27 protein-coding genes and 1 tRNA gene are annotated in these 24,154 nt (G+C 34.7%); 15 read left to right on the top strand and 13 right to left on the bottom strand.

The window, feature by feature from the left end; genetic code table 11:
* Window positions 1–267: 267 nt before the first annotated feature.
* The 7 genes from ACU1LP_RS08790 (at window position 268) to ACU1LP_RS08760 (ending at window position 7,562) form a co-directional block, all read left to right on the top strand.
* Entirely contained in the window at window positions 268–2,793 is a 2,526-nt protein-coding gene (locus ACU1LP_RS08790; protein ID WP_445736072.1) for a PIG-L family deacetylase, read from the top strand.
* A gap of 56 nt (window positions 2,794–2,849) precedes the next feature.
* The gene (locus ACU1LP_RS08785) at window positions 2,850–3,407 is read left to right on the top strand and encodes a DUF1016 N-terminal domain-containing protein (RefSeq protein WP_445736071.1); all 558 of its coding nucleotides are present in this window, start codon (window positions 2,850–2,852) and stop codon (window positions 3,405–3,407) included.
* A 26-nt stretch (window positions 3,408–3,433) separates the two neighbouring features.
* Window positions 3,434–3,844 (top strand): DUF4369 domain-containing protein, encoded by a 411-nt coding sequence (locus ACU1LP_RS08780; protein ID WP_445736070.1) that lies wholly within the window; start codon window positions 3,434–3,436, stop codon window positions 3,842–3,844.
* Between the two features lie 47 nt (window positions 3,845–3,891).
* Complete coding sequence (locus ACU1LP_RS08775) at window positions 3,892–4,218, top strand: peroxiredoxin family protein (RefSeq protein ID WP_445736069.1); 327 nt, start codon at window positions 3,892–3,894, stop codon at window positions 4,216–4,218.
* 69 nt (window positions 4,219–4,287) lie between these two features.
* The gene (locus ACU1LP_RS08770) at window positions 4,288–4,455 is read left to right on the top strand and encodes a hypothetical protein (RefSeq protein WP_445736068.1); all 168 of its coding nucleotides are present in this window, start codon (window positions 4,288–4,290) and stop codon (window positions 4,453–4,455) included.
* Window positions 4,456–4,670: 215 nt separating this feature from the next.
* Window positions 4,671–6,398: a sodium:solute symporter gene (locus ACU1LP_RS08765; RefSeq protein ID WP_445736067.1), complete on the top strand. Its 1,728-nt coding sequence runs from the start codon at window positions 4,671–4,673 to the stop codon at window positions 6,396–6,398.
* A 177-nt stretch (window positions 6,399–6,575) separates the two neighbouring features.
* A complete protein-coding gene (locus ACU1LP_RS08760) occupies window positions 6,576–7,562 on the top strand; it encodes a Gfo/Idh/MocA family protein (RefSeq protein WP_445731365.1) in 987 nt (328 codons plus the stop codon).
* 249 nt (window positions 7,563–7,811) lie between these two features.
* Here the strand turns inward: ACU1LP_RS08760 and ACU1LP_RS08755 are convergent, their stop codons facing one another.
* Genes ACU1LP_RS08755 through ACU1LP_RS08745 form a run of 3 tightly spaced genes read right to left on the bottom strand, consistent with a single transcriptional unit; the run spans window position 7,812 to window position 9,381 of the window.
* A complete protein-coding gene (locus ACU1LP_RS08755) occupies window positions 7,812–8,504 on the bottom strand; it encodes a hypothetical protein (protein WP_445736066.1) in 693 nt (230 codons plus the stop codon).
* A 27-nt stretch (window positions 8,505–8,531) separates the two neighbouring features.
* Window positions 8,532–8,966, bottom strand: coding sequence for a glycosyl hydrolase family 28 protein (locus ACU1LP_RS08750; RefSeq protein ID WP_445736065.1), 435 nt, complete (start codon window positions 8,964–8,966; stop codon window positions 8,532–8,534).
* Between the two features lie 4 nt (window positions 8,967–8,970).
* A complete protein-coding gene (locus tag ACU1LP_RS08745) occupies window positions 8,971–9,381 on the bottom strand; it encodes a glycosyl hydrolase family 28-related protein (RefSeq protein ID WP_445735055.1) in 411 nt (136 codons plus the stop codon).
* A gap of 488 nt (window positions 9,382–9,869) precedes the next feature.
* On the opposite strand from ACU1LP_RS08745, the gene ACU1LP_RS08740 reads away from it, so the two are divergent.
* The 6 genes from ACU1LP_RS08740 to ACU1LP_RS08715 all read left to right on the top strand — a co-directional run bounded on the left by ACU1LP_RS08740 (window position 9,870) and on the right by ACU1LP_RS08715 (window position 15,197).
* Window positions 9,870–9,954 (top strand) — tRNA-Leu (locus ACU1LP_RS08740).
* A 172-nt stretch (window positions 9,955–10,126) separates the two neighbouring features.
* The gene (locus ACU1LP_RS08735; protein WP_445736064.1) at window positions 10,127–11,026 is read left to right on the top strand and encodes a MerR family transcriptional regulator; all 900 of its coding nucleotides are present in this window, start codon (window positions 10,127–10,129) and stop codon (window positions 11,024–11,026) included.
* 45 nt (window positions 11,027–11,071) lie between these two features.
* Complete coding sequence (locus ACU1LP_RS08730; protein WP_445736063.1) at window positions 11,072–12,538, top strand: phytoene desaturase family protein; 1,467 nt, start codon at window positions 11,072–11,074, stop codon at window positions 12,536–12,538.
* Between the two features lie 200 nt (window positions 12,539–12,738).
* Entirely contained in the window at window positions 12,739–13,578 is an 840-nt protein-coding gene (locus ACU1LP_RS08725; protein WP_445736062.1) for a phytoene/squalene synthase family protein, read from the top strand.
* Between the two features lie 9 nt (window positions 13,579–13,587).
* A complete protein-coding gene (locus ACU1LP_RS08720; RefSeq protein ID WP_445736061.1) occupies window positions 13,588–14,037 on the top strand; it encodes a sterol desaturase family protein in 450 nt (149 codons plus the stop codon).
* A gap of 14 nt (window positions 14,038–14,051) precedes the next feature.
* On the top strand, window positions 14,052–15,197 hold the full coding sequence (locus tag ACU1LP_RS08715) for a lycopene cyclase family protein (protein ID WP_445736060.1): 1,146 nt from the start codon (window positions 14,052–14,054) through the stop codon (window positions 15,195–15,197).
* Between the two features lie 144 nt (window positions 15,198–15,341).
* Here ACU1LP_RS08715 and ACU1LP_RS08710 read toward each other — a convergent pair whose 3' ends face one another.
* From ACU1LP_RS08710 to ACU1LP_RS08665, 10 genes are all read right to left on the bottom strand, one after another.
* Window positions 15,342–15,977, bottom strand: a complete 636-nt coding sequence (locus ACU1LP_RS08710) for a hypothetical protein (protein ID WP_445733000.1) — start codon at window positions 15,975–15,977, stop codon at window positions 15,342–15,344.
* Between the two features lie 89 nt (window positions 15,978–16,066).
* Entirely contained in the window at window positions 16,067–16,291 is a 225-nt protein-coding gene (locus tag ACU1LP_RS08705; RefSeq protein ID WP_445736059.1) for a hypothetical protein, read from the bottom strand.
* On the bottom strand, window positions 16,288–17,028 hold the full coding sequence (locus ACU1LP_RS08700) for a DUF3883 domain-containing protein (RefSeq protein ID WP_445736058.1): 741 nt from the start codon (window positions 17,026–17,028) through the stop codon (window positions 16,288–16,290). The genes ACU1LP_RS08705 and ACU1LP_RS08700 overlap by 4 nt, the downstream gene beginning before the upstream one ends.
* A gap of 6 nt (window positions 17,029–17,034) precedes the next feature.
* Complete coding sequence (locus tag ACU1LP_RS08695; RefSeq protein WP_445736057.1) at window positions 17,035–17,898, bottom strand: DNA cytosine methyltransferase; 864 nt, start codon at window positions 17,896–17,898, stop codon at window positions 17,035–17,037.
* A 100-nt stretch (window positions 17,899–17,998) separates the two neighbouring features.
* Entirely contained in the window at window positions 17,999–18,964 is a 966-nt protein-coding gene (locus ACU1LP_RS08690) for a D-2-hydroxyacid dehydrogenase (RefSeq protein ID WP_445736056.1), read from the bottom strand.
* Window positions 18,965–19,142: 178 nt separating this feature from the next.
* On the bottom strand, window positions 19,143–19,703 hold the full coding sequence (locus ACU1LP_RS08685) for a TlpA family protein disulfide reductase (RefSeq protein WP_445736055.1): 561 nt from the start codon (window positions 19,701–19,703) through the stop codon (window positions 19,143–19,145).
* Window positions 19,704–19,776: 73 nt separating this feature from the next.
* The gene (locus ACU1LP_RS08680; protein ID WP_445736054.1) at window positions 19,777–20,211 is read right to left on the bottom strand and encodes a DUF5606 family protein; all 435 of its coding nucleotides are present in this window, start codon (window positions 20,209–20,211) and stop codon (window positions 19,777–19,779) included.
* 54 nt (window positions 20,212–20,265) lie between these two features.
* Window positions 20,266–20,856 carry a peptide deformylase gene (gene def / locus ACU1LP_RS08675; RefSeq protein ID WP_445736053.1) on the bottom strand — a complete coding sequence of 197 codons (591 nt, stop codon included), beginning with the start codon at window positions 20,854–20,856 and terminating at the stop codon, window positions 20,266–20,268.
* Between the two features lie 155 nt (window positions 20,857–21,011).
* Window positions 21,012–21,425, bottom strand: coding sequence for a Holliday junction resolvase RuvX (ruvX, locus tag ACU1LP_RS08670; protein WP_445736052.1), 414 nt, complete (start codon window positions 21,423–21,425; stop codon window positions 21,012–21,014).
* A 114-nt stretch (window positions 21,426–21,539) separates the two neighbouring features.
* On the bottom strand, window positions 21,540–21,857 hold the full coding sequence (locus tag ACU1LP_RS08665) for a hypothetical protein (protein ID WP_445733218.1): 318 nt from the start codon (window positions 21,855–21,857) through the stop codon (window positions 21,540–21,542).
* A gap of 327 nt (window positions 21,858–22,184) precedes the next feature.
* Here ACU1LP_RS08665 and ACU1LP_RS08660 point away from each other — a divergent pair, with 327 nt between their 5' ends.
* Window positions 22,185–23,000, top strand: coding sequence for a 2,3,4,5-tetrahydropyridine-2,6-dicarboxylate N-succinyltransferase (locus tag ACU1LP_RS08660; RefSeq protein WP_445734655.1), 816 nt, complete (start codon window positions 22,185–22,187; stop codon window positions 22,998–23,000).
* Between the two features lie 107 nt (window positions 23,001–23,107).
* Window positions 23,108–24,154, top strand: coding sequence for a glycosyltransferase family 9 protein (locus tag ACU1LP_RS08655; RefSeq protein WP_445734656.1), 1,047 nt, complete (start codon window positions 23,108–23,110; stop codon window positions 24,152–24,154).

Below are 24,154 nucleotides of genomic sequence, written 5' to 3'. Positions count from 1 at the left end.
GTGCTTGTGATTTTCTGCTCATCGGTTTTTAGGTCAAAGATAATATTTTTTGGAAAATGGAAATTTGTCGTACACCCATTTTTAATGATTTGAACTTCTTATTTAAAATTTTGTCATGTACTAAAGTAAAACATACAAATTTGTTTGATTGCTTAATTGACACCCAACTAGTAATTAACCACTTTTTTTAACGTTAAATAATCATTAAAACCACCATCTCCCCTACTTAACTTTATTATATTTGGCTTTTAGCTAACCAAAAAAACCATGCAAAAAGTTATACTTTCATTTGTAATTTCTCTTTTTACTTTTTCAACATTACAAGCACAAAAACCTACAGCGCCATCCTCTTCAGAGATTTTTGAATCCATTCAAAAACTTAATTTTTTAGGTTCGGTTTTATACATAGCAGCACATCCCGACGATGAAAATACCCGACTAATATCCTACATGGAAAACCATGTAAAAGCTCGAACTGCTTATTTGTCGATAACACGGGGCGATGGCGGACAAAACCTTATCGGTCCGGAAATACGGGAATTATTGGGCGTTATAAGAACCCAGGAATTACTGGCGGCAAGACGAATTGATGGTGGCGAGCAATTATTTACCCGAGCCAACGATTTTGGTTATTCCAAAGACGCTGAAGAAACCCTTGAAATTTGGAATAAAGACCAAGTTTTGAGCGATGTGGTTTTGGCTATCCGTAAATTTAAACCAGACATTGTCATCAACCGCTTCGATCACAAAACATCGGGCACAACACACGGACATCATACCAGTTCTGCCCTATTAAGTTTTGAAGCTTTTGATTTGGCCAACGACAGATCCGCGTATCCAGAAATGCTAAAAGACGCTGGCGTCTGGAAACCCAAACGGTTGTTTTTTAATACCAACTCGTGGTTTTATAGCAGTCAGGAAGCATTTGATGAAGCCAACAAAGACAACAGAATCAGTTTTGATGTCGGCACTTATTATCCGTTGAAAGGATTGTCCAACAACGAAATGGCCTCCATAGCCAGCAGCCAACATTTAAGCCAGGGTTTCGGACGTTCATCACAACGTGGTGCCCAAAATGAATATTTAGAGTTTTTAAAAGGTGATGTTTTAATCGATAATACCAATATTTTTGAAGGTGTCGATACGTCGTGGAATCGCATCAAAGACGGAAAAGCCATAGGCGATATTCTTTACGCCATTGAAAACAATTTCAGTTTTAAAGACCCTTCCACCCATATCCCCAAATTAATGGAAGCTTACAAAATGCTTCAAACTATTGAAGATACCCATTGGAAAACCCTAAAAACAAACGAGATAAAATCGATTATAGAAATGTGCGCCGGTTTGTATTTGGAAGCTTCCGCTGAAAACGCATCAACTACTTTAAACCAAACAGTAAAAATAAATATGGAGGTTTTAAATAGAAGCAATCAACATATTGTTTTGGAAAGTATCTCCCAAGGGGATGGAAAATCCATTGCAGAGAGTTTGGAATTAAAAAATAATATATCCGAAAAATTTCAAACCGATTATTTTATATCAAATAAAGAAGATTACACCTCACCCTATTGGCTGAACAAAAAAGGGACTTTAGGGATGTACGAGGTTGAAAACAAAGCGCTTATCGGTTTACCCGAAACACCAAGAAGCGTTAAAATCAACTTCAATGTAAAAATCAATAATACGCCCATCACTTTTACAAAGGATGTTGTTTACAGATACTCCAAACCGGATAAGGGTGAACTATACAATCCTTTTGAAATTATTCCAGAAGCCTCGGCCAAAATCACAGAAAAGGTTATCATTTTTGCCTATGACAAACAACGCGATATTGCTGTAGTTGTTAAAGCAGGACGCGATAATTTGGAAGGATTTGTTGAAGTTTGCCATCCCAAAGATTGGAGCGTTTTTCCTGAGAAACAGAACGTATCAATCGCCCACAAAGGCGAAGAACAAGTGCTGACATTTACCATAATTCCACCAAAAAACCAAAGTGAAGGCTTGATAAGTCCGATTGTGCATATCAACGATAAAAATTATACTAAGGAACTTATCGAAATAACCTACGAACACATTCCGTTCCAAACCGTTTTACTTCCCAGCGAAAGCAAGATTGTGCGCTTGGATATCAAAAAGAAAGGCGAAAATATAGCCTACATAGCTGGTGCGGGTGATGTGGTTCCAGAAAGTTTACAGCAAATAGGTTACAACGTGTTAACCATGAAGCCAGAAGACATTAATGCTGAAACCTTAAAGAGATTTGATGCTGTGGTAGTTGGAATAAGAGCGTATAATACGGTTGAAAATTTAGAATTCAAACAACAACTTCTGTTCGATTTTGTTGCCAACGGTGGTAATATGATTGTACAATACAATACCAGCAGAGGATTAATTACCAATAACTTGGCACCCTACGATTTAAAATTATCCAGCGACCGAGTAACCGAAGAAAATGCCGAAGTCCGATTTTTAAATCCGAATCACCCCCTCTTAAACTATCCCAACAAAATCACGCAAAAAGATTTTGAAGGTTGGACCCAAGAACGCGGATTGTATTTTCCAAGTTCATGGGCCAAAGAGTTTACCCCTATCCTATCGATGAACGATAAAAATGAAACCCCAAAAGATGGCAGTTTATTAGTGGCAAAATATGGTAAAGGCTATTATATATACACAGGTTTAAGTTTTTTTAGGGAATTTCCCGAAGGTGTTTCGGGTGCTTATCGATTGTTTGCTAATATGCTTTCAATAGGAAAGGAAGATTTAAAACTGAATAGTAAGGTTAGTGATTAGTTCTAAAAACGAAAAACAGAACGATATTTACTAAATTTGTTATTTATTGAAACTATATGGATAAAGGATTTTCGGATATAATTAATCTAATCAAGCAATCACGGGCAAAAGCGATTAGAGTCATTAATGCAGAACTTATTGACCTTTATTGGAATATTGGCAAATACATTAGTAAAAAAATTGATACAGCAGAGTGGGGTGATTCCGTGGTGTTGGAATTAGCGATACATATTCAGCAAAACGAACCCGAAATAAAAGGATTCTCCGACAAGAATATCTGGAGAATGAAACAGTTTTACGAGGCTTACAAGAATTTCCCGAAACTCTCAACAGTGTTGAGAGAAATTAGTTGGTCGCATAATTTAGCTATATTTTCTAGCTGCAACCGCACTGTAAAAGAGTTTACCCCTATCCTATCGATGAACGATAAAAATGAAACCCCAAAAGATGGCAGTTTATTAGTGGCAAAATATGGTAAAGGGTATTATATGTATACCGGTTTAAGTTTTTTTAGGGAATTTCCCGAAGGTGTTTCGGGTGCCTATAGATTGTTTGCTAATATGCTTTCTATTGGAAAGGAAGATTTAAAGCAAAACACGAAGCTTAGTGATTAGTTAACATTAAGCAAAAAATAAAAAAAATGAGAGAAAAAATTCTAGCACTTATAATGATTGGATTAGCTTTCAATTCTTATTCTCAAAAAAAAATGGATTTCACATTAACTGGTAAAACAAATGACATTCCAAATAACGCGCTTATTTATTTGGTTGATTTTGATAATAGGTTGTTAATAGATACGGCAAGAGTTGAGAACAATTTTTTTGTCTTTAAAAAGAAATTACCTCGTTCACCAATTAGAATCATGCTATCCGAAAAAGGAAAACAAAATTCCAAGATTTTTTGGTTAGAAAATAGTTTAATAATATTTGATGCTTCTAAAACAGATTTTAAAAATGCTTCAATTATTGGTTCAGAGACGGAGGATTTAAGTATAATTCTAAAAAAACGCCTTGAAGCGACTGAATACCGTAATATAGATAGGATTAAATAGAATTTATTGAAAATAATCCAAGTAATATAATAAGTGTAAGTCTTTTGTTGTCTGGTTCTAAAAAATGGGGAAAAGAAAAAACTAAGGAACTTTACGATAAATTATCTGTCAAAAATCAAACATCATTCTATGGTAAAAAGTTGAAAGAATATTTTACACTGAATAAAGCACTCCAAATAGGAGACGAATTTTTAAATCTAAAAATCTCTGATGAAAGCGGAAATATTCGTGAACTGTCAGACCTAAAAGGCAAAACAGTACTTCTGGAATTTTGGGCTTCTTGGTGTAAACCTTGTAGAGCTGAAAACCCTAACCTTATTAAAAACTATGAGAAATATAAAGATTTTGGGTTTGAGATATTTGCAGTATCATGAGACGATTCAAAAACTAATTGGTTAAAAGCCATTGAACAAGATAACACTAAATGGTTACACGTTAGTGAATTGAGAAACGACGATAAAGCATCAATAATTTATGGAGTTTCAGCAATACCAGATAATTTTTTAATCGATAGAAATGGAATAATAGTTGGTCGAAATTTACGTGGTAATGATTTAAATAGAAAACTTTCGGAATTAATGCCAGTTGCTAATACCGTATATAAAAAATAGCGGTTTAAGTGCTTTAAGGAAAGTACATTTTATAAATTTATGGTCAACAAAAAACCGAAGATTTCTTTTATAAAATTCGCTAATTTTCATATAAATAAACATCATGAACAAACAAAAACAAATAAAACAACCTTGGCTAAAACTATACTCCATCGTTTTAATAGCCAATGCCATTTATATTATAGTTTTTTATTTAATCATGCAAGCCTTTTAATATGCAATTAAACTGGATAGATTGGGTTGTTTTAAGCGTTACCTTAATGGCGATAGTTGTTTATGGCACCTGGAAAACCAGAGGCAGTAAAAATGTGCAAGACTATTTAAAAGGTGGAAACACCTCAAAATGGTGGACCATTGGGCTATCGGTCATGGCAACCCAAGCCAGTGCCATTACCTTTCTTTCCACACCAGGGCAAGCGTTTAACGATGGTATGGGTTTTGTGCAATTCTACTTTGGCTTGCCTATTGCCATGGTGGTTATTTGTATGGTTTTTATTCCGCTATACCACCGCTTGCAAGTGTACACTGCCTACGAATTTTTAGAAAACCGTTTCGATTTAAAAACCAGAACCCTAACCGCTATTCTATTTTTAATACAGCGTGGGTTGGCTGCGGGCATTACCATTTTTGCGCCTGCCATTATCCTATCGGTAGTGTTAGGTTGGGATTTGTTAACACTTAACATCATTATTGGTTTATTGGTTATTATTTACACGGTTTCTGGTGGAACGCGTGCTGTAAACGTGACCCAAAAGCATCAAATGGTGGTAATATTTATTGGTATGCTGGTGGCTTTCTTTTTAATTGTTGACAAACTCCCTCAGGACATCACTTTTACCAAAGCCTTGAGTATTGCTGGAGCAAGCGGGAAAATGAAAATTTTGGATTTTTCATTCAATTTAAATAACCGCTATACCTTTTGGAGCGGTATTATTGGCGGTACCTTTTTAATGCTCTCCTATTTTGGAACGGATCAAAGTCAGGTGCAGCGGTATCTGTCTGGTAAGTCGGTAAAGGAAATGCAATTAGGCTTGATTTTTAATGGATTGTTAAAAGTGCCAATGCAGTTTTTTATTCTACTGATTGGTGTTATGGTGTTTGTTTTTTATCAGTTTAATGAAGCACCTGTGAATTTTAACCCAACAGCGACCGAGCTTGTTTTGAATTCGGAATATGCCGATGCATACCAATCGCTCCAAAAAGAACAGCAAGCAATTTTTAATGGGAAACAAGCCCTTATAACTTCATTTTTAAATTCTGAAAACACAAATTCCCCAACCTATATTTCACAATCTAATAAAACAAGTGATTCCATAAGAAACGAAGCCAGAAATCTCATTGATAAAGCTGCTAAAGACCAAAACATAAAAGTGGAGAGCAACGATAAGGATTATGTGTTCATTCATTTTATATTGAACAATTTACCTCGCGGACTCATTGGTTTATTATTGGCGGTTATATTGAGTGCCGCCATGTCCAGCACATCCAGTGAGTTAAACGCTTTGGGCTCCACCACCACCATTGATCTATACAAACGGAACACCTCCGAAAAAACAGAAGAGCACATGGTAAAGGCATCCAAATGGTTTACGTTTGGTTGGGGCATCATTGCTATTGGAGTTGCCGGAGTTGCAAATCTTGCCGAAAATTTAATCCAGTTGGTAAACATCATTGGTTCTATTTTTTATGGCAATGTTTTGGGTATCTTCCTATTGGCTTTTTTCTTCAAATCCGTAAAAGGGCATGCGGTTTTTATTGCGGCGTTAATCACTCAGGTTATTGTTATTGGGTTGTTTTTTTTAAATGAATACGAATTTATCAATTTACCCTTTTTATGGCTGAATTTTGTTGGCTGCATGATTGTTATTACTTTGGCGTGCATCTTTCAACAGACCATGAAACCACGATGTACCGAAATACCATCGGATTTTAAAACAGACTGAAAACCTAAGAGTCGGCAGACAGATCTGTAACGGCACTCGTTACAAACGAGCGCTAGCAGGGGATTTTTAACTAATATACAGAAATTTAAGACTAAACAACAAAATATTTAAATTGAACTTTTATTTTATCAACTGACTTTTATAATTACTATCTTTAATTAAATTTTAATTGAAAGTATGGCAGAAGGATTCCAAAAGAAAATCATACACTGGGGCATTATAGGGTTGGGGAATATCGCCCATAAATTTGCCCAAGACCTATTGACCGTTCCAGATGCCAAACTCTATGGAGTGGCGTCCAGGTCTCAAGAAAATGCCGATGAATTCGCAACAAAATATAACGCGACTAAAGCCTACGATAGTTATGAAGCCTTGGCAAACAACCCCAATATTGATGCCGTTTATATAGCAACGCCCCATGCATTGCATAAAGAAAACACCTTGCTTTGTTTAAACCATGGTAAAGCGGTGTTATGTGAAAAGCCTTTTGCCATGAATGCCCAAGAGGTTGATGTAATGATTGCAAAAGCCAAAGAAAAAAACGTGTTGCTAATGGAAGCGCTCTGGACTTATTTCCTACCGCACTATCAATATGTTTTAAAAGAAATTAAAAACGAAGCTTTTGGCAAAGTTTTAAAAGTGGAAGCCGATTTTGGGTTTTATAGAGGTTTTGACGATTCAAAAAGACTCTTTAAAAAATCGTTGGGAGGTGGTAGTTTGCTGGATATTGGTATCTACCCTATTTTTTCAGCGTTATCAACTTTGGGAATTCCAAAAGAGATAAATGCATCTGCAACTTTTTTTGATAACGGGGCAGATTCGTCTTGCAACATGATTTTTAAATACGATAATGGCGTTACTGCATTATTGAAAAGCACGCTTTTAGAGAAAACACCCACCGAAGCCATTTTTTATTGTGAAAAAGGAACCATCAAAATTAACGGAGGCTTTTTTTCGCCTACTACAGTTTCATTAATAAAGGATAAGAAAGAAAAAATCATGGATTTTGGTTACTCAACCATTGGCTATAATTTTGAAACCATACACTTCAATAATCTTCTTCGCGAAGGAAAAACCGAAAGCGACATCATGGGTTTTGAGTTTAGCAGACAACTGATCAAAACACTTGATAATGTTAGGGGTATTGTTAAATTAGAGTATTGATCATTATGGCTTTAAGTTGTGCTACATTGTACTCATTTTGACTTTTTCTGTTTTCTAAAACTTGCCTACCGGCAGCTACCGCATACCCACATCTTTTTTAAGGGAATAGTTGTTTTGCCCGTAGGGCATCAAGTATTGTAGAAACAGATGGGGGCCTAATATTATACTCCGTAGGAGTTATACCCAAACATCTATTTGGGGCACCATTATGGAATGTGGGCATTCTGCCAAAACATTATTGGGGTCAAGCTATTGAGGGCTTACTTCTTTAGCCGTAAGAAGTAACTTAGCATCAAATTGGGCATTTATCGATTTATACAAAATAATTTGGTCTTTATTGGGTTCAGGCACTTCGACCTGACCCATCGTGATGCCATCCACGTCATCAAAAACAAACGCAGGACGGAAATCTTCATCATCCAAGGTCAGTTTAACGTTTTTAAAAATCAGGCCTTTGGCGTGCCTTGCATACAATCCATAAGCTGGTAACTCGCGAAACATGTCAAATTCAGGATAATTTTTTATGTTTTCAGGCACGTGATCCAATCTGCTCAAAGGCACATAAGCCATCCCTTTGGACGCTCTGCCCGGATAGGATATTTCTATATTTTCCAACACCACATTTTCCACAGGATATCCGGGAATGCCCACAATAGATGATGGGAATGGGTTGTGGAAGAAAGGAACTGCGGGCCCACGCATATCATAATCAATATCGGGTCGCCCGAAAGGCACTTGTACTTTTACATCTTTAATGTGAACATTTCGTATGATGCCAGGTGTTTCACCATCACGATGCCCCAAACGGATAAAAATGGCGTTTCCTGTATTGATGGCTTGCATGTTGCTTATGTTTATATTTTCTATGATGCCTCCATCAACAGATTCCAAGGCAATGGCGGAACGAAATGTATCATATATTTTAATATTCTCAATAGTCACATTTTTAAAGCCGCCATAGGAAGCCGTTCAAAATTTAATGGCACTGGCACTGGACCGAATAGTACAGTTGGCGATATAAATAGTATCGTTGAAATAGCCCGGATAATAGGATTTTAAGCAGATGCCATCATCGGCGGAATCAACATCACAATTGATGATTTTAACGTTTTTGCAATCGGTAATATCCATCCCGTCATTGTTCCAAAAAGCGCGGTTGGTTATTTTTAGATTATCAAGGGTTAGATTGTCACATAGTTCAAACGATAAGCCCCAACACGCGGCACTTTTAATGTTTAAATCGGTTATTTGAACTTGGTTGCATTGCGAAAATCGGAATAATTTAGGAAGAACAGTTTCATTGGGCCGCATGTTTGCGTAGCTATAATTGGGATCGATACGAACACCGGCATGGTGCAAACTGTCAATACTCAAAGCCAATTCCCTACATTGACCGTCAATCATTCCTTTATCGGATAATATTGGCTTTATGTGCCAAAATCAATGCCAGTTGCGAGTTGTCATCATTTTTGGGGGAAGTCGGTCTGCCCAGGGTTTCCATAGGTTTGTAATCTTCTGGGTTGGTACTTCCCAGTAGCACTGCTCCTGCTTCAAGATAGATATCCACATTACTTTTCATGTTGATGCTGCCCGATAAAAATGTTCCGTCGGGAAAAACAACGGTTCCTCCTTTATTTTTAAAAGCCGCATCAATGGTTGCCTGTATGGCTGTGGTGTTTAAGGTTTTCCCGTCTGCAATGGCACCAAAATCCACAATATTATATGTTTTTTTGACTTGAATCTTTTGCTTGAAATCTGATTCGGTTTTAACAGATATACTTGAAAGAATGACTAAACTTAATAACATTAAGGGCTTCATACTGAACATGTTCTTGTTTTTAAAATTAAAGCTGATACTATATGAGCAATCTTCATCATGGCATTACTTTACCAGGAGATGGAAATTTTATATGATCCCCTAATAACACTTCAACAAATTTAATAATGAAGTACTTAATTAGCCAGTAGTTTTATATCAATTACCAGTACTATTGTGTCAAAAAATAGAATCTTCTGTGAATTTGAAGGTTGGACATAACTAACTGACACCATTTTTTCTGATATTATAACGATAATGTTTGTGAAAAAATATACAATTTGGACCCGTGTTTACAAACCATAAAATAGAAACCCTCTTTTATTGCGACGCAAACTTTGCTGAATTAAACCCAAAAATTGACTGCATTGGTAACTCAATTTATTTATATTTGCACCGTAAAAAGTTTATTTCACCTATTTAACATGTAATGTGTTAAACAGAAAATTTTAAGCACAAATAGCTTGATTTATTTTTACTGAAATGATAATGCGCACGTGGCGGAATTGGTAGACGCGCCAGCTTGAGGGGCTGGTATTCGCTTAGGATGTGGAAGTTCGAGTCTTCTCGTGCGCACTTTTATTTATTCCCAGCAGTGGGTTTTAATAGCTCATAATTTCCGTCGAAATAATAACGGTATATCTTCTTAATTCATCCCACAGTTCTTCATTTAAAAATTAAAATCTCCGTTGTTTATCGATTTAATCAATTAATATACATATTTTTGTTTAACTTAAAATAATTATTGATGAACAATATCAAAGTTAGCTTTAGTATAAAAGATCTTGAAAACCTTACGGGTATTAAAGCGCACACCATAAGAATTTGGGAAAAACGCTATAATTTACTTAGCCCAGATAGAAGTGACACCAATATTAGAAATTACAGCATTTCAAGTTTTCAAAAGCTTCTCAATATTTCATATTTAAACAATAATGGTTTAAAAATTTCTAAAATAGCCAATCTTAAAGAAGAAGAAATCCCTATTAAGGTCAGAGAAATGGCATCTAGGGGCAAGGTGGAAGACCATGCTATTAATGCTTTGAAAATGTCGATGCTTAATTTTGACCAGGTACTTTTTTACAACACCTACAATAACCTGCTTGAATACAAATCATTCAACCAAATATTCTATTCCGTTTTTCTTCCCTTATTAAATGAGATAGGCTTACTATGGCAAACCAACACCATCACGCCCGCGCACGAGCATTTTATTTCTGTTTTGATAAAACAAAAAATCCTTATAAACATAGAACGCCTACAAAGTTTAGAACCAAAACCGGTATCTAACACCTATGTACTGTTTTTACCTGACCATGAAATACATGATATTGGTTTATTGTATTTAAATTACGAATTACGGAGCAAAGGAAAACATACCATTTTTTTGGGAGAAAGCGTGCCTATGGAAAGCTTAACAGACTTTTTTGATTTTTTTGACGACATTACCTTCGTATCCTATTTCACTATTTATCCTGAAGAAGAAAACATAACGCCATATCTGCAACAATTCAGTGATTTGTTATTAAACAAGGAAAACAGTAAATTGTTATTGTTGGGACAAAAACTATCCAACTACAGTGAAAACGACCTTCCAAAAAATATATCATTATATAATTCAATAGAAAATTTAGTTAAAGAACTTTAATTAACTTGCTTATTGTTTAACTTTATTATATATTTGTTAAACAATATGAAATCAACTATTAATATTATCGGTTCTGGTTTTTCTTCGTTAGCGGCATCGTGCTATTTGGCTAAAGCAGGATATCATGTAACTATTTTTGAGAAAAACACTACTATTGGTGGTCGAGCAAGACAACTGGTTAAAGATGGTTTTACTTTTGATATTGGCCCCACATGGTATTGGATGCCCGATGTTTTTGAACGCTTTTTTAACGATTTCAATAAAAAACCTTCCGATTACTACGCTTTAGAAAAGCTAAATCCTGCCTACAGCGTTTATTTTGGAAAAGATGACTTTATAACCATTGAAGACACGTTCAATAAGATTAAGATTGCTTTTGAAAATGAAGAACCCGGTAGCTCTAAAAAGCTTACACAATTTATAGCCAAGGCAAAAAGCAATTATGATATAGCCATCAAAGATTTGGTTTACAACCCGGGGGTTTCCCCATTGGAATTGGTAACTTTTGCCACTATCAATAAGTTAAACCAGTTTTTCAGCACCATTAAAAGAGATGTTAGAAAAGAATTTAAAAACGATAGGCTGGTAAAAATCCTAGAATTTCCCGTATTGTTTTTGGGTGCCAAGCCAAGTGATACGCCATCATTTTACAATTTTATGAATTATGCCGATTTTGGATTGGGCACCTTTCACCCAAAAAAAGGCATGTACCAAGTGATACTGGCTTTGGAATCTTTAGCGAAAGAACTTGGTGTTACCATAAAAACAAATGCTCCCATTGAAAAAATACGGGTCGAAAACGGCAAAGCAACAGGTCTTGTTTCAAACGGTATTGAATATAAATCTGATATTGTGGTGAGCGGTGCAGATTACCACCACACGGAAACGCTTTTACAAAAAACAGATAGGCAATACTCTGAAAACTATTGGAACAAAAAAACATTTGCGCCTTCTTCCCTCCTATTTTATGTGGGTTTCGATAAAAAACTGATCCATGTAAATCATCATACTTTATTTTTTGATGTTGATTTTGATGTACATGCCGAAGCCATCTATGATACGCCAAAATGGCCTGAAAACCCCTTATTCTATGCCAGTTTTCCAAGTATAACCGATGGGAATGCAGCACCTGAAGGGAAAGAAGCGGGTATTTTTTTAATTCCACTAGCGCCGGGTTTGGAAGACACCACAGAATTACGGGAAACTTATTTTAATAAAATCATGGATCGTTTTGAAAATTTAACCTCCCAAAACGTAAAAAATCACATTATATGCAAGGAAAGCTTTTGTATTAATGATTTTATAAAAGACTATAATTCGTACAAAGGAAATGCGTATGGAATGGCCAACACCCTAACCCAAACGGCGTTTTTACGACCCAAATTGAAAAGTAAAAAAGTGAAGAATCTATTTTTTACGGGTCAGTTAACCGTTCCTGGGCCTGGTGTACCCCCATCATTGATTTCCGGAAAATTAGTAGCAGATTTAGTAATAAAACATCATAATATATGAAATCGCTAATAAAAACATATTTGCGTAAGCAAATACAATTGATAAAAAAGCGATACCATATGACTACCGATAGCTATCGGGATAAAAAACAATAATTACATTGCACATGAAATCGCTAATAAAAACAAATTTGCACAAGCAAATACAATTGAGAAAAAGCGATACCATATGACCGTTAAAAAACAATAATTAGATACCATATGAAAGCATTATTCGATACCGTATCATACAATTGCAGCAAAATTGTAACCAAAACGTACAGCACTTCTTTTTCGTTTGCAACCAAAATGCTTGCTACTTCCATTAGAATGGATATTTACAACATTTATGGTTTTGTAAGATTTGCTGATGAAATTGTGGACTCATTCCACGGCTACGATAAAGAAACATTGTTCAACCGGTTTTCTGAGGATTTAGAACATGCCTTAAACCACAAAATAAGTTTAAATCCTATTTTAAATGCATTTCAGCACACGTTTCACACATATAATATTGATAAAAATTTGGTGGATTCTTTTATGAAAAGCATGCGTTTGGATTTACACAAAAATGCTTATTTAAGCGAAGATGAATACAAATCCTATATTTATGGATCGGCTGATGTGGTTGGTTTGATGTGCCTAAAGGTATTTGTAAAAGGCAATGATGAAAAATATAAAGAACTAAAAGATACTGCGATGTCTTTAGGATCTGCTTTTCAAAAAGTAAATTTTTTAAGGGATTTAAAGGCGGATTTTGATGAATTGAACCGAAGTTATTTTCCCAATGTGGATTTGAATAATTTGGACGAAAATTCGAAACAGCATATTATTGATGATATTGAACAGGATTTTGAAAAGGGATTGAGCGGTATTAAAAAACTGCCCATAGAAGCTAAATTTGGCGTTTTTATGGCTTACAGATACTACAAACAATTACTAAAAAAACTCAAAAAAACACCTGCACTACAAATTAGACATGCCAGAATACGGGTTTCAAACCCTAAAAAAGTGGAATTATTGATGCGCGGTTATGTTAAATATCAACTAAATTTAATGTAAATTTATACCATGCAAACGGTACTTTGGATAGTCATTTTTTTAGCAACCTATTGCTTTATGGAGTTTATGGCGTGGTTTACCCATAAATACATTATGCATGGTTTTTTATGGCGTTTACATAAAGACCATCATAAAAAAGACCATGATAGTTGGTTTGAACGCAATGATGCTTTCTTTATTTTTTATGCCATTGTAAGCATTAGCTGTTTCTTATTGTGGAAGTATGAGGGTTTTTGGGCGGGGCTGCCTATTGGCCTTGGTATTTTCGCTTATGGGCTATCCTACTTTTTAGTGCACGATATATTTATTCACCAACGCTTTAAACTGTTTAGAAATGCCAACAATTGGTACGCAAAAGGTGTTAGGCGCGCACACAAAATGCACCACAAACACATCAATAAAGAAGATGGTGAATGCTTCGGGATGCTTTTTGTTCCTTTTAAATACTTCAAAAAATAGTTTCTACATTTAAAATGTCCCATCACTCCCATTTCGATTATATTATTATTGGAAATGGTCTAGCAGGTTTACAATTAGCTTTAAAATTTGCTTCAGACCCATTTTTTGATGATAAACAAATTGCTTTATTCGATAAATCTGATAAAACCACCAACGATAAAACTTGGAGTTTTTGGGAAACTGGAATTTCTCAATGGAACAAAATCACACACAAATCGTGGAAACACGCTGCTATTTACACCTCCAAAAAAAATATTGAACTCAATCTACTTCCATACACTTACAAATCCATTCGGTCCATCGATTTTTATAATGAAGCAAAGCATATTTTAAAGTCAAAAAAAAACATCCATTTTATATTGGAAGAAGTTATTTCAATTGAAGAAAATGATGTGGCACTTATAAAAACAAACCAAAAAACCTATACCGCCACACATGTGTTTGATAGTACCATTCCCAATGAATTTTTTAATGCCCCATCGAACTATGTGAAAATCATTCAGCATTTTAAAGGTTGGATTATAAAAACCGAAAAGGATGTTTTTGATGAAAACAAACTGATAATGATGGATTATAGGTTGAAAGATGGCAACCAAACCACATTTACATACATGTTGCCTTTTTCTAAAAACCAAGCTTTAGTGGAGTTTACTTATTTTACGGAAAATCTGGTAGATGAAAACGTATATGATACCTTCATTAAAAGCTACATTGAAACATTTTTGAAAATTGATGCCTATACCATTGTTGAAACTGAAATGGGGAAAATTCCCATGACGGATTTTCCTTTTGAAAAATCAAACTCAAAACGCATTACAAAAATTGGCACAGGTGGTGGCTGGGTTAAAGGCTCTACGGGATATTCTTTTAAACATACCGAAAAAAAAGTAGCAAAAATTATTGATAATATAAAATCCCACAAGACGCCATCAGAAAATTTATTTAAAAAAAGATTTAAATTTTACGACAGGGTTTTTTTAAATGTCTTAAAAGATGAAAACCATAAAGGTGAATGGATCTTTCAACAGTTTTACGACAAAAACTCCACTAAAACCATGTTTAGGTTTTTGGACGAAGAATCCACTTTTTTTGAAGAAATCAGCATCATGTGGTCTTTATTTTCATGGTCTTTTATAAAAGCTTTTTTTAAGACGTTTTAACAATGGTTTGTTTATGATTATGTGTAGTTAAGCATCTCTTTTAGTATTTTCAGAGTTCTAATATTTTATCTTCAGATTAAGCTTTTTTCTGTTTTATAGAGCCAATAATTAAAAAAAATCAGCATACTTTGCTATGCAAAGTTTTTATTTCCGTTCTATTGTTACCCAAGACTTATCAAATCCGATTGCGTCAAGAATTTTTTCCTTGTCCAATCTTTCAGGTTGCTTGATAGTTAAAATCAACGTATGTTCAGGAACAGGCTCGTGGATTGTAAATTGTGAACCGTGTGGTTGCCAAGTAAAGCGTTTGGTTTTAGTTCCTTTCACGAAACCTTCCAAATTTCCTCGTGGATTCCAAAGAAAATCGTACAGCTCTGGGTCGTATCTGATTGTATCAAACTCAAAAACTGCAACTTGTGAAAGGTCGTTTGATTTGACAAGAACAACAGTTCGTAAATTCTTGAATTTTTCGCGAACTGCTGAAACTCGTTCGTTCCAAATTTCCAAAATCTGTTCGCCAATTTCATTTGGGTCAGCAGTTATGTCGATTGTTCCGCCATATGAATAGATTGGTGAATTTCTGCCCGAAATAAGTCGGATTTGTTTTAGATTTTTAAAATCTTTTAATGAAGACTTTACAGATTTTGCGCCCCAAGCTGTGTTTCCCATTACAACATCGTCAAGTCCGACGTTTGAAGGTTTCCAATCTGCTCCGATGCAAATTGCGAAGATTTGTTCCCATTCTGAACCTTCGAGGTCGCCACGTCCTTTACTTGCCAAAAGGTAGACGATTTCTTGTCCGAGTAAGTACGGAAAATCTGAATTGAATTGGTTTAGTGGGAAGGCAGCAACCGATTTATTGACTGTTCTTAATTTTGATTATATAAATTTGATTCTACAGGAACTCCTTCACACATTTTTATTTCTCCATATTTATAATGAAAAGTTAATCTCTTTTTATGAATATTATTTTCAGAAATACATTTATCAGCGCATTTTTTGCAAATAGGATGAAAGTTGCCTAAAAAACCAGAAATCATTTTTTTTAATGAAAATTCTTTTGCACATAAATGACATTCCCATTTGTTTTTCATAATGATGTATTATAATTTATTTGAGTAATTTGAGTTTCTGTTCTTTTAAAAATTAAATTACTCGATAACGGGTTAAAGAAAAATTCGTGGTATGGTTTTTCAACAAAATTCTTTACAACGAAAAGACAATATTTATCATTATAAATTTCTGCCATTTTATATTCTTTTTCAGTAAATAAAATGTTTCCAGAAGATTTAGAAATTCCCTTTACTTCAACACAATAAAAATCATTGTCGTTTGATAATTTAAAATCAAAACCACAAGCTAAATTTGTAGTTTGTTTTAAATTGAAGCCATCAAAATTTGATATTGAATTATAATTGTTAATAAAATATTTCTCTGCCGCATTGCCTGTCAATAATCTTTTCGCAACAGCATTTAAGTTTTCTGATTCATCAGTTTGAGCAATAATTTCTTCTATGTCATAATTGTCAATTGTAAAAGACTTAATCAATTTTTGAAAAGTTAAAAAATCTAAATTTGAATATTCTTTATAAATTGTTTGACAATATTCTCTAAATTCTCTTTTGTGCCAACCTTTTCTATTATTCGGAAAATATGGGTCAAATTCATCACGATAGTTTTTGATTGAAGCAGGTTTCGCTCCAATTGCAAGTCCTAAAACATTGAAAGCCTCTGTAAAACTTTGCAAGCCTAATGATGCAATTCCTTTTTTATCGAATTTTGAAAGAAAGAGTCCAACAAGAATTGATTTTTTACGTATGGATTTTATCATAAATTTTTAAGCAGCCTGTTTTTTCGCTTGCGCATCGCTCACAACAATTTTATACCAATCCGGAAATCCTTGTAGTCTAAACATTTCTCTTGGTGTCAAACGTCTTTCGCCATTTACCAAAAGATAATTGTGTGAAGCTCCCGAACGAAGTGCGCAAGAATAAGGATATGAACAAATATTGCCCGATTTATTTTCGTGCCAAATTGATGGATAATAGGAAGATTGGTGTTTGTCTTTTCGTTTTTCTTGAATAAAATCGGAAGCAAAGTATTTTTCGTCAACCTTGGTTTCCAGTATTTCGTTTAATGATTTATAAGGTTTTTCGGGATTTGGAAATGTGAACATAATTGGTTCTCTGTGTCCAACTATTACAACTCTTTCACGCTTTTGAGGTAAACCGTAATCAAGAGCGTTTAAAACACTATACTGAACGTGATAACCCAAATCCTTTAAAGATTGAACAATGACTTTTAGAGTTTTTCCTTGGTCGTGTCCAACAAGTTGCTTGACGTTTTCCAAAATAAAGGCTTTTGGTTTTTTCGCCTCTATTATTCTCGCAATATCGAAAAACAATGTTCCTCGTGTATCGTTTAGACCTTTCATTTGTCCGATGATACTGAAAGGTTGGCACGGAAATCCGCCAAAAAGAATGTCGTGGTCTGGAATATCGTTTTCATTAATTTTGGTTATATCACCAAAAGGTTTTTCCCCAAAGTTTTCTTCGTAACTTTCTTGGGCATATTTGTCAATATCCGAAGAAAACACACAATCTGGTTGAATATCATTTTCCTCACAAGCTTGCTCAAAAGCTACTCTAAAACCCCCAATTCCGCAAAAGAGGTCAATAAATTTTAGTTTTTCTCTGTACATATTGTAAAGATAATTATCTATTTAAATGATTTAGCTTTATTCCAAAATTTTAATTAACAACCGAATGTTAGTTTAAATTTTACGCAACTAAATGCTTTACTCATCTATTCACCACATTCACAGGTTTACTTTCCAAATAAGCTTCCAAGTTTTCAGCGGCCGTTTGTATCAATCTGCTTCTAGACTCTTTGGGTGCCCACGCAATATGAGGTGTAATAATGCAATTTTTAGCCAAAAGTAATGGGTTATCTGCTTTAATAGGTTCCACAGAAACTACGTCCACTGCTGCGCCTGCTACTTTTCCAGAATTGAGGGCATCTTTTAAATCTGATTCATGAATTAATCCACCTCTGGAAGTATTGATTATCATCACGCCATCTTTCATTTTAGAAATAGCATCACTATTTATCATGCCTTTATTGGATTCTGATAACGGACAATGTAAACTAATAACATCGGATGATTTTAATAGTTCATCCAATTCCACATACTTACAGGTAGCCGATTCCAATTCCATGTTTTTGCTTCTATTATAAGCCAAAATATCCATCCCAAATGCCTGTGCTAGTTTTGCAGTGGCTTGCCCAATCCTGCCAAAACCAATAATACCCATGGTTTTTCCTGACAATTCTATAAGTGGGGAATTCCAAAAACAAAAATCCAACGATGCTGTCCAGTTACCTTGTTGAACCGCATTATCATGATCACCAACTTGGTGGCACATTTCCAAAAGTAAAGCCATGGTAAATTGTGCCACGGCAGTGGTGCTGTAAACTGGCACATTGGTAACGGTTATGCCTAAATCTCTGGCTGCTGCAATATCTACCACATTAAAACCCGTAGCCAAAACACCTATATATTTTAAGTTTGAAGCTTTATTAAGCACGTCCTTTGGCAAAGGTGTTTTATTTGTAAAAACAATTTCTGCAGTACCAATATTTTTTAAAACCTCGTCTGGATTAAAATCGGTTCTGTCACAAACTTTTAAATCTCCAAACTCTCTAAATTTATCCCAACTTAAATCCCCAGGATTTAACGTATAACCATCTAAAACAACTATATTCATTTTCAAGTTTTTTATATATTATTTCTTAGTAAATGACAAAAACATCCCATATTCTCGAAATCGCAACTTTTAACCCCTCCGCCTTCGGCACCTCCCCTTGAAAAAAGGGGAGGACTTATTGAAGGGATTTGTTATGAATGATTTGAGCTTAATTACATTTTTGGTATATTCTTAAATATTATTCAAGCAATCCGTCTATAGTTTTTCTAATTGAATTACTATTCCAATTGGCTGCGCCATTTTCATCTATTACAACATTACCATCTTTATCTATTAAAAAAGTTCTGGGAATGGTGGATATATTGAAAAACTCCGGATAATCTTCTGCTGGTCTATACGCTTCAAAAGTGTAATTGTGTTTTGTTAAAAAGGGGTCGATGGCGCTAAACGGATCGTTGGTAACAAAAAGAAACACGATTTTATTTTGGTAATCATCATAAAGCTTTTGCATACTGGGCATTTCAGCAATACATGGCGGACACCAAGTGGCCCAAAAATTAATTAAAACCACTTGTCCTTTAGCTTCTTCAAAATCAAAAACAGCATTGTTTTCATCAGCTAACTTCCAGTTGTAATTAGGCAATTTGGCAAGTTTCTCGGTACGTACTGTTACAGGTTTTACAAAAGCCAAAGCCTTATGCATTAAAACTTGGATGGGTTGCCTTGTTTGTGGAATAATCAATACCGCTATTACCACTAAAAAAATGATATTACCAATTGTTTTCTTTGAAATGCTCATAATCACTAATTAAAAAAGGCATGATTCCTGTTTTGAAACCATGCCTTAAATTTAATGAAAACGAAGTATTTATTTACTCTTCTTCGTCCTTTACTTTATTTTTTTTAGGTTTAGATTCGTCTTCTAAATCCAGCATCTTATGCTCTTGCAATAAATTATACCATTGTATTACCTTTTTAATATCGCTAACATATACCCTATCTTCATCGTAATCAGGTAAAATTTCAAAGAAATATTCCTCTAATTTGTCTTTACTGTCTTTTGCTTTAACAGAAGTTTGTCCACCATTTTCTTTTTTCTTGATGTTTTTAAGCACTTGTTTTAAAGGCACTTCTTCGCTTAAAGTGTAAATAGCAATTTCGCTCAACACACTCACATTTTGTTGAACACTAACCGATAATCGCTTTTTATCTATTAATGATTCAGCTACAAAACCACCACGTGTTTGGGCAATTAATTTGTATAATCCTGGTTTTCCTGCTATGGCAAGTACTTTTTCTAAACTCATAAATTATTTTTTGAAAGTGACAAATATCACTTGTTTATAGGTGTATTGCAAATATTATCGTTTCTTTTTTTGGTCGGGAAAGCGCATTCTATAATCTACATCAACCTTTCCTTTGGATATGTTGGTAAGTCTTCCTTTTATTAAACGCTTTTTTAAACTTGATAGTTTATCGGTAAACAAAACACCTTCAATGTGGTCGTATTCATGCTGTATTACCCTAGCTATCAAACCATTAAAAACTTCGGTATGTGGTTCGAAATTTTCATCAAGATATTGCATGGTTACCGTTGGTTGTCTAAACACATCTTCGCGCACATCCGGGATACTTAAACAGCCTTCGTTAAACGCCCATTCATCGCCTTCTTCCTTCACTATTTTGGCATTTATAAAAACACGTTTAAAACCGTTTAGTTCCTTTTGTGCATCGGCGGTTAAATCTTCATCATCAGAAAATGGCGTGGTGTCCACAATAAAAAGTCGAATGGCCAAACCTATTTGAGGTGCTGCCAAACCAACGCCAAAAGCATTATACATGGTTTCGAACATGTTTTGGAGAAGCACATCGAAATCTGGATATTCTTTACTAATATCGACTCCCACTTTTTTCAAAACAGGGTCGCCATAGGCTACAATGGGTAAAATCATGGTTGGAATTTCTGTTATTTGGTGCAAAAATACAATACTTATTTAGGAATTCTAAATGAATAAGACACGAATTTCAGGAATTCACACAAATTTAAAAACGAAAAATCATGAATGGAAATAAGACCATTCAACCTTACTCGAATAAATTTGCACCATCAATGTTTGGAATACAAATAACTTTGAAGAATAAGTGTTGCGCTAATTTCATCAACCAACGCTTTATTTTTCCGTTGGTTTTTTTTCAATCCGCTATCTATCATGGTCTGAAATGCCATTTTGGAAGTAAAACGTTCGTCCACACGTTGCATGGGAATATGAGGGAATTGTTTCTGTAGTTTTTCCAAAAAAGGGATAATCAACGCTTCACTTTCTGATGCCGTGTTATCCATCTGCTTTGGTTCTCCTACTATAAACAATTCAACATCTTCTTTAGCAACATATTCTTTTAAAAAAAGAAGAAGCTCGTTGGTATTAACGGTTGTAAGTCCTGAAGCTATAATTTGCAATGCATCAGTTACGGCAATACCAGTGCGTTTCATACCATAATCAATTGCTAAAATTCGAGCCATAAAATCTGTTTAATGCAAAAATACGGCATAAAATTAAAAAAGGCTCTCTTTTAAAGAAAGCCTTTTCAATTGATTTAACCTTAGTATAATATATGAATATGAACTCGTTTTAAATTAAGCCTTAACAGCTTTGTTCATTTTAGGAAACATTAAATTTAAATTATCTACATTTCTTAAACGGTTGAAGTAAATTTTAATATCACTGCTTGAACGTGCGATAGATTCTTTTACATCAGAAGCATCAATCAACAAAACCTCATTTTCGTTTACTGTATTGGTTGTAGTTTCAACAGTTGCAGTAACTTGATCATCATTTTGGGAAACAGATACCGTATTGTTAATTTCATTATTTACAACTTCAGTAGTGCTTTGTGCATTTCCAAAAGTGAAAGCTAATAAGAATATTAATAATAAGTAGAAATTCGTTTTCATCGGTTTGTTATTGTTTGATGAGACAAATATATAGGCACATTAAAGCTTACGCACAATAAATTAGTTGTATGTACTTAATTTTCGATTAGTAGTGGAGCGGCATATTTATACCGATGAATAGATAAACTGCTAAATTGAAAAGACGAAATACACTCAAAATGCCGTTCATCGGTTAATCTTTTTCATTTAAAGGAAAAATGATTTCTCAATTTTATGAAAATGGTCGATTAAGGACATCATTTCAATCATTCTAAAATTCATATTATCCTAGTTTCATTCCCGTTTTTTAACCGATACCTATTATATTTGCCAAAAATTATAACACAGATGACCGAATTAAGACAAACCATAGAACAAGCTTGGGACAATAGAGACCTTTTAAAAGATGAAAAAACAATAGCTGCCATAAGGGCTGTTATAGAATTATTGGATAAAGGTGAATTAAGAGTCGCAGAGCCTGTAAAAGAGGGTTGGCAAGTGAATGAATGGGTGAAAAAAGCCGTTGTTTTATATTTCCCTATACAAAAAATGGAAACTTTTGAAGTCGGAATTTTTGAATACCACGATAAAATTCCGTTAAAAAGAGGTTATGCTGAAAAAGGGATTCGTGTGGTGCCTCATGCCGTTGCAAGACATGGTGCTTATATTTCCCGTGGCACTATTTTAATGCCAAGTTATGTAAACATTGGTGCTTATGTAGATGAAGGTACTATGGTTGATACGTGGGCGACTGTTGGAAGTTGTGCACAAATAGGTAAAAACGTCCATTTATCTGGTGGTGTTGGTATTGGTGGTGTTTTAGAACCCTTACAAGCGGCTCCTGTAATTATTGAAGATAACGTATTTGTAGGCTCTAGATGTATTATTGTTGAAGGCGTTCGTGTAGAAACCGAAGCTGTTTTGGGCGCCAATGTGGTGCTGACCATGAGCACGAAAATAATTGATGTTACGGGCGATACACCTATTGAAATGAAAGGTCGCGTACCTGCACGTTCGGTAGTGATTCCTGGTAGTTATACCAAAAAATTTGCTGCGGGCGAATATCAAGTTCCTTGTGCGTTGATTATTGGGAAACGTAAAGAAAGTACCGATAAGAAAACATCGTTGAACAATGCACTTCGTGAAAACGACGTAGCGGTTTAATAGGGAGTCGCAGTATTCAGTCGCAGTATTCAGTTATCGGTCATCGGTCATCGGTCATCGGTCATCTGTCATCCGTCAACTAAAAATTTGTCATTAAATAAAAACCTTTGAAAATACTCATCATACAAAATAAAATGATTGGCGATGTGTTGACATCTAGTATTTTGTTTAAGGCTATTAAAGATGAAAACCCACAAGCCGAATTACATTACTTGATAAACAGCCACACATTTGCTGTGGTTGAAAACAATCCATACATCGATCACTTTATCTTTTTTACAAAAGAAGCTGAGTCGAGCAAAAAAGAACTTTTTAAACTTGCGAAAGTTATAAGAAGGAAAAAATTTGATGTGGTTATTGATGTGTATTCAAAATTATCCAGCAACCTCATCACGCTGTTTTCTGGTGCCAAAACAAAAATTTCCTATCATAAACATTATACATCGTTTTTGTACCATCACCATGTGAAACGAAAAAAAAGAGCAACCTCCCGCAGTGGATTGGCTATTGAAAATCGGTTGCAATTATTAGAGCCTTTGGGCATCTATAAAAGATCTAGCAAACCTGAAATTTTTCTATCTGAAGAAGAAATTGAAACCAGTAAATCCTTTTTGGAAAAACACCAAATCCGTTTAAACCAACCATTATATATGGTGAGTGTTTTAGGAAGTGGTATGAATAAAACCTATCCATTTGAATATATGGCAGAGGTCATCGATTGTGTTGTTGAACAAACCAAAGGCCAGGTGTTATTTAATTACATTCCCAATCAGAAAACGGAAGCCAAAGCTATTTTTGATTTATGCAAACCCGAAACGCAAAAACACATCGCTTTTGATGTTTTTGGTAAAAACCTGCGAGATTTTTTAGCCATTACCTACCATTGCAATGCTTTGATTGGCAATGAAGGTGGCGCTATCAATATGGCAAAAGCATTGCATGTTAGAACATTCGCCATTTTTTCACCTTGGATTGACACAGCTACTTGGGGAACCTTTGAAGACGCCAACCATGTAAATGTGCATTTAAAAGACTTTAAGCCAGAGCTGTATTCCAATAAAGCTGAAAAGAGCATGAAAAAAAACGCTTTACAACTTTACAAAGCATTTAAGCCTAGGTTTTTTATTGAGAAACTTAAGACTTTCATAAATTAG

This window comes from Mariniflexile sp. (assembly GCF_052728615.1).
Note: the sequence above shows the minus strand (reverse complement) of the source record. Positions and strands in the feature narration are given on the sequence as shown.